This is a genomic window from Actinoalloteichus caeruleus DSM 43889 (assembly GCF_000429185.2).
Taxonomy (GTDB): domain Bacteria; phylum Actinomycetota; class Actinomycetes; order Mycobacteriales; family Pseudonocardiaceae; genus Actinoalloteichus_B; species Actinoalloteichus_B caeruleus.
In genome coordinates this window covers 2,302,005-2,318,375 of the sequence record NZ_AUBJ02000001.1, presented here as the reverse complement: position 1 = coordinate 2,318,375, position 16,371 = coordinate 2,302,005, and the positions used below count along the sequence as shown (strand labels likewise).

General features: G+C 72.2%; 13 protein-coding genes and 1 CRISPR repeat array. Of the genes, 7 read left to right on the top strand and 6 right to left on the bottom strand.

All coding sequences use genetic code 11. The features are described from left to right. Positions 1–246: 246 nt before the first annotated feature. On the bottom strand, positions 247–444 hold the full coding sequence (locus G443_RS25410) for a hypothetical protein (RefSeq protein ID WP_308208841.1): 198 nt from the start codon (positions 442–444) through the stop codon (positions 247–249). A 71-nt stretch (positions 445–515) separates the two neighbouring features. Continuing rightward, the gene (locus tag G443_RS25405) at positions 516–812 is read right to left on the bottom strand and encodes a TetR/AcrR family transcriptional regulator (RefSeq protein ID WP_308208840.1); all 297 of its coding nucleotides are present in this window, start codon (positions 810–812) and stop codon (positions 516–518) included. Between the two features lie 93 nt (positions 813–905). On the opposite strand from G443_RS25405, the gene G443_RS08190 reads away from it, so the two are divergent. Continuing rightward, positions 906–1,367 carry a nuclear transport factor 2 family protein gene (locus G443_RS08190; protein WP_026420723.1) on the top strand — a complete coding sequence of 154 codons (462 nt, stop codon included), beginning with the start codon at positions 906–908 and terminating at the stop codon, positions 1,365–1,367. A gap of 114 nt (positions 1,368–1,481) precedes the next feature. Here G443_RS08190 and G443_RS08185 read toward each other — a convergent pair whose 3' ends face one another. Further along, positions 1,482–2,480 carry a helix-turn-helix transcriptional regulator gene (locus tag G443_RS08185; protein ID WP_026420724.1) on the bottom strand — a complete coding sequence of 333 codons (999 nt, stop codon included), beginning with the start codon at positions 2,478–2,480 and terminating at the stop codon, positions 1,482–1,484. A 63-nt stretch (positions 2,481–2,543) separates the two neighbouring features. On the opposite strand from G443_RS08185, the gene G443_RS08180 reads away from it, so the two are divergent. After that, positions 2,544–3,962, top strand: coding sequence for an FAD-binding oxidoreductase (locus G443_RS08180; protein ID WP_026420725.1), 1,419 nt, complete (start codon positions 2,544–2,546; stop codon positions 3,960–3,962). A gap of 190 nt (positions 3,963–4,152) precedes the next feature. On the opposite strand, the gene G443_RS08175 is transcribed toward G443_RS08180, so the two are convergent. Next, positions 4,153–5,610, bottom strand: a complete 1,458-nt coding sequence (locus G443_RS08175) for an RICIN domain-containing protein (protein ID WP_035293263.1) — start codon at positions 5,608–5,610, stop codon at positions 4,153–4,155. A gap of 410 nt (positions 5,611–6,020) precedes the next feature. Here G443_RS08175 and G443_RS08170 point away from each other — a divergent pair, with 410 nt between their 5' ends. Then, positions 6,021–6,317, top strand: a complete 297-nt coding sequence (locus G443_RS08170; protein ID WP_253860187.1) for a MarR family transcriptional regulator — start codon at positions 6,021–6,023, stop codon at positions 6,315–6,317. Continuing rightward, entirely contained in the window at positions 6,302–7,225 is a 924-nt protein-coding gene (locus G443_RS08165) for an ROK family protein (RefSeq protein WP_253860186.1), read from the top strand. The genes G443_RS08170 and G443_RS08165 overlap by 16 nt, the downstream gene beginning before the upstream one ends. Before the next feature lie 610 nt (positions 7,226–7,835). Here G443_RS08165 and G443_RS08160 read toward each other — a convergent pair. Further along, the gene (locus G443_RS08160) at positions 7,836–8,351 is read right to left on the bottom strand and encodes a pyridoxamine 5'-phosphate oxidase family protein (protein ID WP_026420728.1); all 516 of its coding nucleotides are present in this window, start codon (positions 8,349–8,351) and stop codon (positions 7,836–7,838) included. A 398-nt stretch (positions 8,352–8,749) separates the two neighbouring features. Here G443_RS08160 and G443_RS08155 point away from each other — a divergent pair, with 398 nt between their 5' ends. Further along, positions 8,750–9,493, top strand: a complete 744-nt coding sequence (locus tag G443_RS08155; protein WP_026420729.1) for a Type 1 glutamine amidotransferase-like domain-containing protein — start codon at positions 8,750–8,752, stop codon at positions 9,491–9,493. A gap of 15 nt (positions 9,494–9,508) precedes the next feature. Here the strand turns inward: G443_RS08155 and G443_RS08150 are convergent, their stop codons facing one another. Further along, positions 9,509–9,973 carry a hypothetical protein gene (locus G443_RS08150; protein WP_026420730.1) on the bottom strand — a complete coding sequence of 155 codons (465 nt, stop codon included), beginning with the start codon at positions 9,971–9,973 and terminating at the stop codon, positions 9,509–9,511. A gap of 90 nt (positions 9,974–10,063) precedes the next feature. Continuing rightward, a CRISPR array of direct repeats spans positions 10,064–11,205; the repeat unit is 37 nt; unit sequence GTTGCGATCCTCACCGGCCCCGGAGGGCCGGTGCAAC. 595 nt (positions 11,206–11,800) lie between these two features. Here G443_RS08150 and G443_RS08145 point away from each other — a divergent pair. Then, positions 11,801–13,573 carry an HSP90 family protein gene (locus G443_RS08145; RefSeq protein WP_026420731.1) on the top strand — a complete coding sequence of 591 codons (1,773 nt, stop codon included), beginning with the start codon at positions 11,801–11,803 and terminating at the stop codon, positions 13,571–13,573. Continuing rightward, positions 13,570–16,365: a hypothetical protein gene (locus G443_RS08140; RefSeq protein WP_051314432.1), complete on the top strand. Its 2,796-nt coding sequence runs from the start codon at positions 13,570–13,572 to the stop codon at positions 16,363–16,365. Before G443_RS08145 ends, G443_RS08140 begins: the two co-directional genes overlap by 4 nt. Positions 16,366–16,371 lie beyond the last annotated feature (6 nt).

Sequence of the window (16,371 nt, the reverse complement as noted above, 5' to 3'; positions counted from 1 at the left end):
CGACCGGCCCGCCACTCGTGCGGCTTGTCCCGGGGCGGGGGCCGGGATCGGTGATGCCCCGAGGCGACCCGCGTGATGCGTCGAGCGGTCCTCCCCCTCACCACCGCGCACCCCGACCGCGAACGGCGGCGCGGCGGGGTCGGAGCTGCTCGGTTCACCCCCCTACGCGCGGGTGGCGCTGCCCGGTCCCGCCGCCCGTCGAAGCCCAGCGGCCGCGGTCGGCGGGGCGGGGACGAGCGGGGGTGCTCACACCATCCCGAGCATCCGCGCGACGGCTCGCCGCGCGTGGCGGGCAGCTGCCGGATCGCCGCTGACACCGGCCGTCACGATGGCGCCCTCGGCGAGCAGGACGACGGGTTCGACCACCGAGGACCCGGCGGTCCGCACCCACTCGGCGATCTGGTCGTGGAACGCCTGCTTGTGGGAACGGATCTCGGCCAACACCCGCCGCGAGGACGAGCCGAGCTCGCCGTGCGCGTTGATCCAGGCGCAGCCCCGGAAGCCGGGTTTCCGAATTATTTCTCCAGCCAGTCGAACAGCGCCAGGACCCGTTCGCGGGGCTCGGGAACCCGCTCCACGCGGTCGGCCAGCTCGCCTCGCCACCGCTGGTCGTGGTGGCGCAACACCGCCACCACGAGGTCCTCCTTGGCGCTGAACAACCGGTAGGTCCGTTTGAGCGGCAGACCGGAGGCGGCACGGACCTCGTCCATCCCCACCGCGCGGATGCCGCGCTCGTAGAAGAGCCGCTCCGCCGCGTCGAGGAGCACCACGCGATCGAGATGGTTCCGTTCCTCCGACGTCGGGGCTGGCACTGGGAGACTCCTTGACGTTGAGAACGGTGGTTCTCTAGTGCAGGTCACCGGTGGAGAACGATCGTTCTCCCATGGGAGTGAGGAGACCAGGAGATGCCCGAGGACCGTCCGCCCTACCCGCCGTTCACCCAGGAGACAGCGCTGCTGAAGGTCCAGGCGGCGGAGGACGCGTGGAACACCCGCGACCCCCACCGCGTGGCGACCGCCTACACCCCGGACTCGGTCTGGCGGAACCGCGACACGGTCCTCCGGGGCAGGGCGGAGATCATCGACTTCCTGACCGGCAAGTGGGAGCGTGAACTGGACTACGCGCTGCGCAAATCCCTGTGGACGTGGCGAGGGAACCGGATCGCGGTCCGCTTCCAGTACGAGTGCCGCGACCGGACGGGGCAGTGGTGGCGCTGTTACGGCAACGAGCTGTGGGAGTTCGACGACCGCGGCCTGATGTCGCGCCGGGAGGCGAGCATCAACGACGTCGCGATCAGCGACGCCCAACGACGCATCCACGGTCCCCGACTCCCGGAGGAACACGGAACCGAGATCCCGCTGTGGTGACCGGGGTAGGCGCGACGGCGGTCAGCTGCCGGCAAGGTCGACGCAGCCCGGTCGGCGGGTAGCCGTGGGCGGCACGGCCGCCACGCACCCCGTGACCGGGTACCGCGCACTCACTCACCCCGCGCCATCCGACGCCGGGCCGCCGTCGGCCACCTCCGAGAGGCGGGCGGACAACGCGCGCAGCCGCTCCCGCAGCACGTCCGACGCCGTCATCGTCACCGGTTCCCCGAGAGCCACGACCGCGAGGACCTCCCGCAGCAGGCCGTCCACCGTGTCCGAGCCCAGCGCCACCACGCACCCGCCGTCCTCGATGTCCCGAACCCGGCCCGGCAGCGGGTCGGTCAACACCCGTGACACCCGGGTCGCCGACGCGGCCACCCACAGTTCCGCCCGGTGCGGGAACGGGGTCGACAACAGGACACCCCGCAGGTACTCGGCCGGGTCCCCACCCGGGACCTCCCCGCGCTGGAAGCGCCGCCCGGTCGGGGCCACCTCGGAGATCCGGTCCACCCGGAACGTCCGCCACCCGCCGCGGCGCAGGTCGTGGGCGATCAGGTACCAGAGCTGGTGACCGGTCACCAGGTGGTGGGGTTCGACCCGTCGTTCGGTCACCACCCCGTCCCGGTCGCGGTAGGAGCAGGTCACCACCTCGTGGTCCCGGCAGGCGACGGCGAGCACCGACAGCACCTCCGGGCACACCTGGTTCGGTGCCGGCCGCACGAGCGGGACCGTCGCCCGGGACACCGCCGCCGCCCGGTGCCGCAGCCGTGCCGGCAACACCTGCTCCAACTTCGCCAACGCCCGCACCGAGGTGTCCTCGATCCCCGTGACCGTGCCCCCGGCCGCGGTGAGCAGCGCCGTGGCCACCGCCACCGCCTCCTCGTCGTCCAGCAGCAGCGGAGGAAGATCCCGCCCGGCCACCATCCGGTACCCGCCGGCGGTGCCGGTCGTACCCCGCACCGGGTAGCCCAGGGCACGCAGCCGCCCGACGTCGCGTCGGACGGTCCGGTCGGTCACCTCCAGCCGGCGCGCCAACTCGGCCCCCGACCACTCGCGGCGGCTCTGCAACAGCGACAGGAGGGTCAACAGCCGCGCCGGCAGGCTCGCGTTCACTCTTTCAGGATGTCATCTCTTTGCGGACACCTCCGGTCCGCAACGCGCTCTAGCTTCGACCGCATGACCACGTCGACCTCCGCGATCACCCCTGTCGTCGCCACCCTGCGCGCCGAGGTGGCAGGTCCGGTCCTCCTCCCCGAGGACCCGGGATTCGCCACCGCCACCGTCGGTTTCCAGACCTACGGCCCGCATCGACCCGACGTCGCCGTCCTCGCCACCACCACGGCCGACGTCCGCGCCGCCGTCCGCGTGGCCGCCGACCACGACCTGCCCGTCGCCGTGCTGAACTCCGGGCACGGTGTTCCTCCCCGGTACACCGGGGGGCTGCTCGTGGCGACCCGGGACCTCGCCGGGGTCCGCGTCGACCCGGGTCGACGCGTGGCGTGGATCGAGGCGGGCGCGCCGTGGTCCGCCGTGATCGAGGCGGCCGGCGCCCACGGCCTCGCCCCGCTCTCCGGTAGCACCCCCCACGTCGGTGCCGTCGGCTACACCCTTGGCGGCGGCCTGGGCCTGCTCGCCCGCCGGTTCGGCTACGCCGCCGACCACGTGCGCGAGATCGAACTCGTCACGGCGGACGGGACGACCCGCTCGGTGACCGCCCGGACACACCCGGACCTGTTCTGGGCGTCGCGCGGGGGCGGCGGGAACTTCGGGGTGGTCACCGGGATGGAGGTCGACCTCTTCCCCGTCCCCACCCTCTACGGCGGGGGGCTCTTCTACGACGCCCCGCTGGTCGGCGAGGCGCTGCGGGCGTGGCGGGACTGGACGTCGGCGGCACCCGAGGAGATCACCACCTCGGTCGCCCTCGTCCCCTTCCCCGACGTCGACGGCGTGCCGGACCCCCTGCGGGGTCGGCACGTGCTGCACGTGCGGATCGCCGCGACCCTCGACGTGGCCACCGGCGACGAGGTGATCGCACCGCTGCGGGCGGTGGGTCCCCGGCTGCTGGACGCGGTCGGCGAACTCCCCTACACCGACTCGGCCACCATCTGCTCGGACCCCACCGAGCCGATGGGCTACCAGACGACCAACCTGTTCCTCGACGGTCTCCCCGACCAGGCCCTGAGCGGTGTCCTGGACCGCGTCGGCCCAGGAGCGCCGTCGCCCCAGGTCCTGGAGATCCGCCACCTGGGCGGAGCGCTCCGACGCCCACCCGCCGAGGCGAACTGCGTCAGCCACCGGGACGCCGAGTACCTCCTCGGCCTCACCCGCCGCACACCCCCCGACGCGACCCCCGAGCAGGCGGCCGCGCTCCGCGCCCCGCACGCCGAGGTCCGCGCGGCACTGCGCCCCTGGTCGACCGGCGCCAGCTACCTGAACTTCCTGGACGGGGACGGAGCGGACACCGAGCGGGTCCGCTCCGCCTACACGCCGGAGAACTACCGCCGGCTCGCCGACACGAAGGCGCGGTGGGACCCGAGGAACCTGTTCCGCCACAACCGCAACGTCCCCCCGACCGCCCCCACCTCCCCGAACTGAGCGATCGCCCGGCGCCCACCCGGTGGATCGGGCGGGTGGCGCCGGGCCCGGTGCACGACCGGGTCGGCGCATCCATCGCGCCCGCGGGTCCACGCGACTGGACGAACGCGACGAGCGGACGCGTCCGGCTCCTGGCCACGATCCGGTTCGGACATGTCGTCACCGGTGCCGGATGGCTGTCACCGGGCGGTCAGCCCCGGGACCACTGCTGGTGGGGTCCGGTGCCGCAGCTCCACTGGTGGACGGTGGCGTTGTTCGCCGTGGACTCGTCGGCCACGTCCAGGCACAGCCCGCTGTGCCGTGCCACGTAGCGGACGTGGCCGGCATCCGCGTCCTCGGCACGCCACTGCTGGTGGGGCTCACCGGTGCAGGCCCGTTGCGTCACGGCTCCGCCGTCGCTAGTGGAGCCGCCCTCCACCGTCAGGCACCGTCCGCTGTGCCAGGCGACGAGTTCCACGTGCCCGCCGCCGACATCCCGCGACACCCACCGCTGGTTGTTCCCTCCCGTGCACTCCCACTGGATCACCCGGTGCCCCTCGGCGGTGGACTCGTCGGCCACGTCCAGGCACTTGGAACTGTGCCTGGCCACCACCGGGCGCGCCTGTCCGCCGTCGAGCCCACTGATCCGCCCGGTGGCCGTGTCGATCTCCAGCTCGGGTGTCCAGTCCATGGTGAGGGAGGTCGGGGTGGGGAACTCCAACGGCAGCCACACGTACTCGGAGTCGTTCGGGGTGCCGCCCTGCGCCGGGCCCCACCGGTCGCCCATGTAGAGGTAGCCGGTGGTCTCGCTGCCCTCCACCGGGAGCACGAAGGCCGTCTGCGAGCCGAAAGCCGTCGAGTTCCCCAGGTTCGTCGGCTCCGTCCACGGGCACTCCACGCACTCGGCGGTGGCGTACTTCTGCTGGTTGGGATTCCACCCCGTGGCGCCGGAGGTGACGAGGAAGTACACGCCGTCGCGTTCGAACATCGCCGGGGCCTCCCGGTGGCCGCCGGGCCACAGCACGTGGACGAGTTCCTCGACCTGCGTGTAGTCGGGCGTCAGCCGGTACACGTGCAGGTCGTAGTTCTCCCTGGCGGAGGAGATCATGTATCCGGTGCCGTCCCCGTCGACGAAGGCGGTGATGTCCCGGGACATGTGTTCGTCGAAGGGCCGGAAGCTGCCTCGCCACTCGTAGTCGCCGTCGACGGTGTCCGACACGGCCACGGCGGCCCGGGCCTCCCCGTAGTCCCGGCCGTTCTCCTTGTGCATCCACATGACGAACTGCCCGGTGGACTCGTTGTAGATCACCTTCGGGCGCTCGATGTTCGCGACCGCGAGTTCCGGGTCGCTGTCCTGGGTCAGCACGTGGTTGCGGAACTCCCAGTTCCGCAGATCGGTCGACCGGTACGCCGAGACGTGGCGGAAGGTGAAGTCCGGGTTGCGGTTCTCCCCGAACCAGTAGTAGTAGTCGCCAACCTTGAGCACACCGCCACCGTGGGCGTGCAGCGGGTTTCCGTCGGTGTCGGTGAACTGCGTTCCGTTGGGAATCCGAACCGGTTCGGCCGACGCCGTACCGGTGAGGACACCGGTCATCAGCAGTGCCACGGTGCCGACCACCGCGGCCAGCACGGCGCCGGGGCGCCGTCTCGTCCATCGTGTCCGGGACATGCAAACTCCCTTGTTCGCTGTCGACGGGTGTGAACACGCGATCTCGGGACGCGGCTGGTTGCGGGGACCGTCGGGACCGGTGACGGGACTGGCATCGGTCCCGAGGGTCGGGGACGCGCACCACCTCGCGACCGGCCCCGGGGTCCGGACCAGGAGCGGGCGTGCACCGGTAGCTCCTTCTGCGGCGGAGGTCAGCCGGGACGAACGCGTGATCTCGATCACCGTAACCGTTGACGTGCGAGGACTTCAATTCCCAGTGCATGGAAGTCGGTGGCGGTAGTTTTCGAAAGCTCCGCGTCAGCGGGAGTTCCGAGGCGTGCGCTTGGCGGAGACCGCCTGGTTGGTCAGGCGTTGACGAGGGCGTATCCCGATTCTTGACCCGTGGAACGCGGCGGCGGTACTTTCCGGGGATGCCCCGTCCCGCGCAGGGTCGCGGACCGATCGCCACGACGCGTGCGAGTGCGCGGGTGTTCCGCCTCGTGTTGACCGACGGCCCGGTGCGGCGGGGAGAACTGGTCCGGCGCACGGGCCTGTCCCAACCCAGCATCACCAAGATCACCCGTGCCTTCCTCGACCGGGGCTACCTCGCCGAGGTCTCCCCGGGCCACGGCCGGAACGGCGTCGGGGGCGCGACGTCCGGATCGGCCGGCCCTCCGTCCCGCTGGACGTGCGTGCGGACCGGGAGTTCGTGGTGGGTGTCAAGGTGACGGCCAACGAACTCATCGGCGTCGTCACGGACCTGAGGGCACATGTCCGCCACGCCGCCCGAAACCACCTGTCGGGCCATGACGTCGCGGACGTCGTCCGGTCGGTGGCGGGACTGGTCGACGAGCTGCGCCGCCTCGAACCCCGCTTCCGTGTCCGCACCCACGCGCTGGGCGTGTCGGTGGCCGGTGCCGTCGACCGGGACCGGGGTATCGCCCGCTACGAGCCGTTCCACGGCTGGCGGGACCTGCGTCTCGCCGATCTGATCAGCGCCGAGACCGGGCTCCCGACCGTCGTCGACAACGACGTCCGTGCCCTCACCGAGGCGGAGAACTGGTTCGGCGTGGGAGCCCGCGCCGACTCGTTCCTACTGGTCACCGTCGGCGCGGGCGTGACGGGCGGCCTCGTCGTCGACGGTCGGGTCCGCACCGGGGCCTTCGGCGTCGCCGGCGAACTCGGCCACGTCCCCGTCGACCCGCGCGGCCCCCGGTGCTACTGCGGGGCCACCGGCTGCCTGGAGGCCGTCGCCTCGGAACCGGCGATCGTGCGACGAGCCGCCGAACTCCTGGGAGAACCCGATCTGGCACTGCCCGACCTGGTCCGCCGCGCCCAGGGCGGCGACGCCCGGGTCCGAGGGGTGTTCGAGGAGGCGGGGAGGGCCGTGGGACGGGCCGCCGCCGGAGTCGTCAACCTCCTCGGCCCCGAAGTGGTCGTGGTGTCCGCCGACCACCAGGCGGGTCTCGCCCTGCTCGAACCCCACCTGCGCGCCGCACTCCACGAGGCCTCCTACGGCGCGGCCGGCCGCGCCGAGGTCGTGGTCCGCCTGGCACCGTTCGAGGAGTGGGCGCGGGGTGCGGCGGCGGTCGCCATCGCCCGGCGGATCGGCGACTTCACGTCGCCTCCCGGCTGACCCTGGGCTTCGGCCCACCTGGGTTCGCCGGATGATGGTGGAGAGCGAGCGAGAACGGCGGAGGCCGAGCACCCGTTCGAACGGCCGGCCCAGCCCTGGCACAAGTGCGGCTCCGGGGATGCCGGGGGAAGCGTGCCCCGACGCCTCCGGAAGACGCGTCGGCGGGGACATCACCCCGCCCGGCTCCCGAGTACCCGAGTCACCTCCAGCGGGTGGGGACCGGAACTCGGACCCGGGAGCACCACCGTGGGGGACGGGGATCCAACACCACCGCGGCGGTCCGAGGAGTGCGCTGACCGGGTTCGCGTGGACAGCGGGCCTCCGGTGCGCCGCTCGGTCACCGCATCACCGGACCCCGTCGGGGCAGCAGTCGGCCGGCGTTCCTCGCGCGGAGCGGTCATGATGGGCGGACCCTGGGTGGCGCTGGGGGTCGGGCCGGCGGCGACACGCCGCCGGCCCGTCCCTGGCGGACTCGGAGGATGCGCGAGAACCGTTCGATGGCGTCCACCACCCGGGCACTCCGTCCGCGAAGGATTGGGTCCGCACCCTGACGACGGCCAACACGCCGCGCCCCTGCCGGTGCGGCCCAGGCCCCCACCTCGGCGGACGGTCAGAACCGCCACCGGGTCTGGCTGGAACCGCCCTTGTCGAACGCCAGGATCTTGGCCGGCCGGATCCGGTAGACCACGGCCACGTTCCCACCACCACCGGTGCCGTGGAAACGGCCGTCGCGGACCTCGAACCGCCAGGCCTCCCCGTACTTGTCCAGGTAGGAATCGGCGATCTCCCGGAGGACGGACTCCTCCGAGATCTGCTCGGCCGTCCCCTCCACGACGACGTCAAGACCCTCGTTGAGCAGGTTCGAGCCGGTGGTCAGCGCGCACAGCGGGCTACGCTGGATGTTGCGGGCCTTCTGCTCGTCCTCACCGGTGCAGAAGTAGGCCGCGCCGTCCAGCCACACCGCGAGCAGGGTGCTCACGTGCGGACGGCCGTCGCCGCGCACGCTGGACAACCAGTAGGTCTCCGCGCCCCGCAGCGCCTTCTCCATCCGCAACCAGCTGGTCGGCAGTGCGTCCGGAGCGCTGAACCTCGGGTCCAGCTCCGCGACTGGCTCGTCGATCGCCATCGTTGTTCCCCTCTCGTGGTTGAGGCTTCCGCTTGGGTTGACTCCCGTGGCCGGGCGAACTGGTCGCTCCGCCCTGGGTGCGAAGCGTGCGGCCGGCCACGCGGGGTCCCTGCCGTCCGGCTCGGGATGAGCCTTGCTGGCGACGGGAGGGGATGCGCGGCAGGACACGGTCACCCAGGCCGGCCGGATGCCGCCAGCCCCACGGATGGGGGACATGGAGGGTCAGGCAGGGAAGCCGGGTCGTCCCACCGCCGCGCTGGGGCTGCCGGCCGCCGTCCACGGTGTCCTGTTGGCATCGACGTCCGGGCCTGGCGATCGTGTCGCGGGACCGTGTGCGACGGCGGATCGAGGCTGCCGAACGGTCGCAGTGTGATCCAGCACGGTGCCACACTGAGCGGGTGGCGGCCGACGCACCGACGATCCTGGCGACCTCGATGGGGTTCAACCGTGCCCGGGACCCGTGGCGGCCCGGCCCGGTGTTCTCCTACGCCTTCGACCTGGCCGGCGGGCCGCCCCGCCCGCGGTTGTGCTTCGTATCGACCGGCACGGGTGATCGGCAGGCCAGCATCGACGCCTTCTACGCGGCGTTCGCCGACACCGAGGTGCGCACCTCCCACCTAGCGCTGTTCGAGCAACCCAATGTGCCGGACGTAGCCGCTCACCTGCACGAGCAGGACGTCGTCTGGGTGGACAGGGGGAGCGTGGTCAACCTGCTGGCGGTGTGGCACGCCCACGACCTGCCGGCAATCCTGGCCGACTGTTGGCAGGCGGGGGTCGTGCTGGCCGGTGAGTCGGCCGGGTCGCTGTGCTGGCACACGTGGACGGTCACCGATTCCTACGGCGGCGTTCGCGGCAGCGGCGAGGGACTGGGATTGCTGCCTCATGCCAACGCGGTGCACTACGGCGAAGGCGAGCGGCGGGCGGCTTTCCACCACCTGCTCGCCACCGAAGGCGCTGCGGGCGGTCTGGTCGGCTACGCCACCGACACCGGTGCCGGACTGCATTACGAGCACGACCGGTTGGTGGCCGCGATCGCCGACCGGCCGAACGCGGGCGTCTACCGTGTCACCCGGTCCTCGGACGGCGAGGTGCGGGAGGAACCGCTCGACGCGCTCCGGCTGAAACGGGGCAAGGGCGCATAACCGGCTGGCCGATGGTCAGCCGGACAGCCGGTGGGCGAGGTCGGCTATCTCCCCGCGCACGTCCGCACGAACCTCCCACTGGCGCAGCACGCGCGATGTGCGCCGGACCTCGGTCAAGGCGGAGTGCGAGCCGACCTGGTCGTGGGCGTCCAGCGTTTCCCAGGCCAGTCGGACGGCGTCGGCGGGTTGGCCGGCGTTGGCATACGCGTGAGCCAGCTTCGCGCGGCTGATCATGGCCGTGCGGGGCGAGGAGCGGGCCAGTCCATCCAACCGGGGTTGTAGCGCGTCGATCACGTCGGTACCGAGACCGAGGTAGATGTCGCAGGTGGTTTGGTAGACCGCGTACAGGTCGTCGCCGACGACGCTGCGCTGCCCCAAGCGGACTTCGTCGTCCCGGCTGGGCTGGGAGAGCAGGCGCATCGCTTCGTCCAGCACCCGCGCACTGGCGTCGGCCTGGCCAGCCAGGGCGTAGCTGATCACCTTCAGCCCTGTGGCCCGGCGTTGCGATCCTCACCGGCCCGGAGGGCTGGCGCAACCTGCCTACCCAGCGTGCGATCTCTGCGACGCACGGTTGCGATCCTCACCGGCCCCCGAGGGCTGGTGCAACTCGGCAATGCCCTTGTACTGACGCAGGATTGCTGCGGTTGCGATCCTCACCGGCCCCGGAGGGCCGGTGCAACTGCGCCCGGCCGGCGTGCACCAGGTCACGGTGGGGCAAGTTGCGATCCTCACCGGCCCCGGAGGGCCGGTGCAACATCCGCCAGCGCCCAGGGCGTCATCGGCCGCCCCGACGTTGCGATCCTCACCGGCCCCGGAGGGCCGGTGCAACGGTCGCCCGGCCCTGTCCGGCCGGGCGACCCTTACCGTTGCGATCCTCACCGGCCCCGGAGGGCCGGTGCAACCTGGTCCCCGGCAAGCAGTCACCCAAGACCGTGCTCGAGTTGCGATCCTCACCGGCCCCGGAGGGCCGGTGCAACGCCGCGCTGCTCGGAGGGCTGGTGGGTACCGACCGGGTTGCGATCCTCACCGGCCCCGGAGGGCCGGTGCAACACCACCTTGATCGTGGCCGCTGACCACAGCGAGTCGTTGCGATCCTCACCGGCCCCGGAGGGCCGGTGCAACAGGACACCGCTACCACGATCATGTGGCGGGGCCAGGTTGCGATCCTCACCGGCCCCGGAGGGCCGGTGCAACAACGACTACACCGCCGAGGCGCCCCGGCACAAAGGCGTTGCGATCCTCACCGGCCCCGGAGGGCCGGTGCAACCTCGTACGGCGTGCGGCCCGACTTCCGACCGGTCTTGTTGCGATCCTCACCGGCCCCGGAGGGCCGGTGCAACCACCGTGCACGCGTACGAGACGATCGCGGCAGGACTCCGCGTTGCGATCCTCACCGGCCCCGGAGGGCCGGTGCAACCCCTCCATCCAGGAAGGCATTCGCCGCGCCCGGACGGGTTGCGATCCTCACCGGCCCCGGAGGGCCGGTGCAACCGTCCGGGCTCTACACCGAACGCCAGCCCTCCATCCAGGTTGCGATCCTCACCGGCCCCGGAGGGCCGGTGCAACAAGAGGCGGTTCGGGACGTCGGCCGTGACAAGACTGTTGCGATCCTCACCGGCCCCGGAGGGCCGGTGCAACCGCCGGGCCACCGCCCGCAGGGGTGGTGAGGACCGGTGTTGCGATCCTCACCGGCCCCGGAGGGCCGGTGCAACGCTGCGCGAGCAGCGGTTTTCCAGGTTACGCGCTCCACGAAGCGCGCAGGAACCAGGCAAAACAGTCGACACGCCCGGGAATTGGTTGGGAGAGGTCAGGCGTGTCGCGTGACGCTTCCGATTCCCAAGCAGGATCATGACCCTCCGACCGAACCCGAATGACCGATCTCGGGCTGTCCTCACGGCACTGGCGCCTCACGGTACCGGCCACCCCACGGCATCCGGAACCGCGCTTCCGTCGGCGATCCGCGGCTTCGACCTCCCCCGTGCCAGCTACCGCGCATCCCCTCCCGCCTTCGGTCGACGCGCACCGCCCCGCGTCCGTGGCACGCGCTCCTCTCTCGGGGCTCGTCCGCTCCACGCCACGCCTGCGGCGTGTCCGCTGACGGTCCGGCGACAGCCGGTCCCCACGTCCGGGGAGGGCGAGGGACCGTACGTCCGAAAAGGACCCTTCGGAGTGCGCACTGGACGGCGGCTCCGGCCAGCCTGAGGGCGGTTGTGCCGCCACCGTGCCCGTCGGCCGTGCTGAATAGGATGAGCTAGATCATCATTTCGAGTCCCGACCACACGTTGGGGTGAACTGGGGATTGGGACAGTGAACCAGAAATTCCAGGTGGATCTTCGCGGAGTCGTCGATCTGCTCAGCCACCACCTGTACTCCAGCCCACGCGTCTACCTGCGGGAACTGTTGCAGAACGCCGTGGACGCCGTGACGGCCCGCCGCGTCGGAAATCCCGACGCCCCCGCCGCCATCGGGATCGAACTCACCGACCGCGCTCTCACCATCAGTGACACCGGGGTGGGCCTGACCGAGTCGCAGGTCCACGAACTCCTCGCCACCATCGGTCGCAGCTCCAAGCGGGACGAACTCGGTTTCGCCCGCCACGAGTTCCTCGGCCAGTTCGGCATCGGGCTGCTCTCCGCGTTCCTCGTGGCCGATGAGGTCCGCGTCGTGACCCGTTCGGTGAGCGGTGGTCCGGCGGTGGAGTGGCTCGGCCGGTCCGACGGGACGTACGCCATCGGCCCGGCGGAGCGGGACGAACCGGGCACCACCGTCTCCCTCCGCGCCCGACGCGGCGCGGAGCAGTGGTTCGAACCGGAGACGGTGCGGGACCTCTGCCGGCTCTACGGTTCCCTGCTGCCCTTCCGGGTCACCGTCGCCGGCGAGGCCGTCAGCGGGGACGGGCCGCCGTGGCGGTCCCACGACCGGACCCCGGGGGAACGGGACGCGGACCTGCTCGGCTACGCCCAGGACACCTTCGGTTTCACCCCGTTCGACGTCATCGACCTCGCGGTTCCCGAGGCGGGGCTGACCGGTGTCGCCTACGTGTTGCCCTTCCCCGCGAACCCGGCCGAACGCGCCGGGCACCGGGTCTACCTGAAGCGGATGCTGCTCACCGAGAGCGGCGACGGGCTGTTGCCCGACTGGGCGTTCTTCGCCCGTTGCGTCGTCGACGCGGAGGGCCTGCGGCCCACCGCGAGCCGGGAGGCCCTGTACGACGACGGCCTGCTGGAGGCGACCCGCGAGGCGCTGGGGGCCCGGCTGCGTGGCTGGATGACGGGGCTGGCCAGGACCCAACCGGCGCGGCTGGCCAGGTTCCTGGAGATCCACCACCTGGGGGTGAAGGCGCTCGCGCTGCACGACGACGAGATGCTGCGCCTCGTCGAGCGGTGGATGCCGATGGAGACCAACGTCGGCCGGATGACGCTGGCCGACTTCCGCGCGCGCCACGGCACGGTGCGGTACACGACGACGGCGGAGGACTTCCGCCAGTTGGCCGCCGTCGCGGCCGCCCAGGGCCTCGCCGTGGTCAACGGCGGCTACACCTACGACTCCGAGATCATCGACCGTCTCCCGGTCGTGGACGGGGACGCGGTGGTCGTGCGGCTCGACCCCACGGATCTGGTCACCCGCTTCGAACCGGTCGACCCGGCGGAGGAACTGGCCGCGCGGCCGTTCGTCACCGCCGCGCAGGGGGTGCTCGACGGGCTGGGCTGTGAACTCGTGCTGCGCTCCTTCGACCCGGTCAACCTGCCGGTGCTGTACCTGGTCGATCGGTCGGCGGCCTTCCAGTCCGAGTTGCGTTCCACCCGGCAGCAGGTGGACGAACTGTGGGCCGGGGTGCTGTCGGCCTTCGAGAAACCCAGGGAGGACCGCCCGCGCCTGGTGTTGAACCACCGCAACGACCTGGTGCGGCGGGTCTGCGCCTCGCGGGATCCCGAGGCGGTGCGGTTGGCCGTCGAGTCGCTGTACGGGCAGGCCCTCCTGCTCGGCTACCACCCGATCCGGCCGGCGGACGCCGCCCTTCTGAACCGCTCGTTTCTCGGCCTGCTGGAGCGGGCCATTCCTTCGGAGGACCAGCAGTGAGCCACAGCGAGCAGGAGGTCGAGGAGATGCTGCGGGCGGCCTGGCGGCTGCCCTACGGTGCCTCCCAGGTGGCCGCCGCCGAGGAGGTGGTCCGGCGGTCGGACGCGGTGGGGCGTCCGGGGTTGCGGTACGCGTCCCGCATTCTGGCGGTGGCGGCGTACCAGTACGGCGGCGAACCGGCGAAGATGGTCGTGCCGTTCTCCTGGTGCCTGGCCGCCTACGACCGGGGTGAGTCGGATTCGCGGTTCGACCACCAGTTGTTCTGGTACTTCAAGGGCGTGATCGGGGCGTTGACCTCCTTCCCCGAGGTGTCGCTCGACCGGACCAGGGCGGTGTTGGCCGACATGGAGCGGCGCTACCGGCTCGCCGGTCACGGCGTGGGTCCGGTGCACCAGCGCCGCGCGAGGGTGCACCGGCACCTCGGTGACCTCGACGCCGCCGAGGAGGAGTACCGGTTGTGGTGCGCCAGCCCCCGGAGCGCGATGTCCGACTGCGCGGGCTGCGAACCGAGCGAGAAGGTGTACCACCTCGAGGACACCGGCCGGTACGAGGAGGCGGTGGCGTTGGCCGCGCCGGTCCTCGATGGTGAGCTGGCGTGCACCGAGCAGCCGCACGGCATCCTGACCGCGCTGCTCCGGCCCTACCTGCGGGTGGGGGCGCTCGACGACGCCGCCGACGCGCACCGCCGCGCCTACCGGGCCGTGCAGCACGACAGGAGCGAACTGGCCCTGGTGGCCGAGCACATCCGGTTCTGCGCGTTGAGCGGCAACGAGGTGCGCGGGCTGGAACTCGTGGAACGGCACCTCGGGTGGCTTGACGAGCCGCCGTCCCCGATGACCGAGATGGAGTTCGCCGCCGCGGCCTCCCGCACCCTTGACCTGATCGTGGCCCGGGGGCACGGCGACGACCCCGTGCGTCGTCCCGGTTTCCGGGAGCGGGAGGCGACGACGGTGCCGGTGGCGCGGCTGCGGGACGAGCTGGCCGATCGGGCGCTGGCGGTGGCGGCGCGGTTCGACGAACGCAACGGCACCTCCCACCAGAGCGAGTCCGTGCGCGGCCAGCTCGTCGAGGAACCGCTGGTCGACCACCTGCCGTTGTCCGGTCTGGTGCGGCGGGGCCGGTCCGGGCAGGCGCCGGCGACCGCGCCGACCGCGCCGGGTGAGCCGCCGACGGCCGAGGTACTGCCGGAGCGTCCGGAGGCGCTGGCCGAGCTCGCCGAGCGGGAGATGTGGTTCGAGAACGAGGGGCGGGCGGCGTCCGCGTGGGAGCGGTTCGACGAGCTGTGCCCGCACCCGGAACCCGCGTTGCTGGCCCGGCGTCTGGTGGCGCACGGGTTCCGCCTCGCCGACGGTGACGTCGAACTGGCCCAGGAGACCTGGCGGCGGGCGATGACCCTGTTCGCGCGGGTGGGGGACCTGGTGCGGGAGAACGAGACGCGGACCCGGTTGGGCGTGCTGCTCTGCCAGGGTGGGCGGTCCGAGGAGGGGCTCGCCGAGATCAACCGGGGCCTGTTGGCGCTCGACGGTGACGGCCACCGGGGCGAGGCGCTGCGGGCCCGGTGCCGGCTGGCGGCGGCCTACCACCTCAGCGACCGGACCGACGATGCCGTGGAGTTGTTGGCGGAGGCGGTCGAGCGGGCGGAACGGTTCGGTGACCGCGTGGTGTTGGCCGGGGTGGTCGCGCAGCACGCGCGGTTCGCCAGCCAGGCCGGGCTGGACGCGCGCACCCGGCTGCTGCCGTTGTGGGAACGGGCGTTGGAGGAGTTGGAGGCGTTCCCGCCCTCCACACTGTTGCGCCGCGTGCAGTTCGGGTTGGCCTCGCTGCGGGCGAACCTGGGGGAGTTGCCCGGCGCGTACGGCCTGTTCGCCGAGGCGGCCCGCACCGACGAGTCCGCGCTCCGGTTCGCCGCCCTGCACCGCAGGGCGCAGGTGGCGTTGAACCTGGGCCGGTCGCTGGAGGCCCAGGAGCAGTTGACCGACCTCGTCGTGGACCTGGAGGAGGACGGGCAGGCGGAGCGGGCGGCCTACGTGCGGCTCGACCTGGCCGACGCCTGCCTTCGCATCGAACTGCCCGACGAGGCGGCGGAGGCCACCGAGGAGGCGCTGCCGGCGCTGGAGCGGCTCGGTGACGTCGACGAACTGTACCGGGGGCGGTTCCTGCTCGCGCAGTCCTACCGGGCGTTGGGGCATGTCGAGCAGGCGCTCGCCCTCTTCGACGAGCTCGTGGAGTACTGCGAGCGGGAGGAGAACCCGGCCGGGGTGGCGCAGATGCACGGCCACGTCGCCGACGTGTTGGACGAGCAGGACCGCGACGCCGAGGCGGCGGAGCGTTACCTGCGGGCCGCCGAGGCCTGTCGGCGGGCCGAGCGGCGGGTGGAGGAGTTGGAGAACCGGCGGAAGGCCGCGTTGTCCTGGCACTGGGCGGGGGAGGGTGAGCGGGCGTGGGAGGTGCTGTCCGGTGCGGACGAGCTGGCCGCGGAGCTGCCCGCCGGTGATCCCGCCGTGGGCTGGCAGCGGGCGCGCCTGTCCTACGACGCCGCCCGGATCCTCGCCGCCCTGGGACGGCTGGACGACGGATTGCCCAGGGCGTCGGCGGCCGCGGCGGGTTTTCGGGCCTTGGACGGTCGGGTGGAGGCGGCGATCGCCGACGTGCTGCGGGGGCGGATGTTGATCGACCTGGACCGGCGGGACGAGGCCGAAGTGGTGTTGACCCACGCGTTGGACGAGCTTCCGGAGGGCGCCGACAACTACCGGGAGCGGGTGGCGGAGCTGTTGGCGGAGTTGCGGGGTTGACGTCCA

Coding starts and splice junctions, on each gene's coding strand:
- G443_RS08160 (WP_026420728.1), bottom strand. CDS start 8,351: ATGGCGATCGACGAGCCAGTCGCGGAGCTGGACCCGAGGTTCAGCGCT.
- G443_RS08170 (WP_253860187.1), top strand. CDS start 6,021: ATGCCCCGTCCCGCGCAGGGTCGCGGACCGATCGCCACGACGCGTGCG.
- G443_RS08180 (WP_026420725.1), top strand. CDS start 2,544: ATGACCACGTCGACCTCCGCGATCACCCCTGTCGTCGCCACCCTGCGC.
- G443_RS08190 (WP_026420723.1), top strand. CDS start 906: ATGCCCGAGGACCGTCCGCCCTACCCGCCGTTCACCCAGGAGACAGCG.
- G443_RS08175 (WP_035293263.1), bottom strand. CDS start 5,610: ATGTCCCGGACACGATGGACGAGACGGCGCCCCGGCGCCGTGCTGGCC.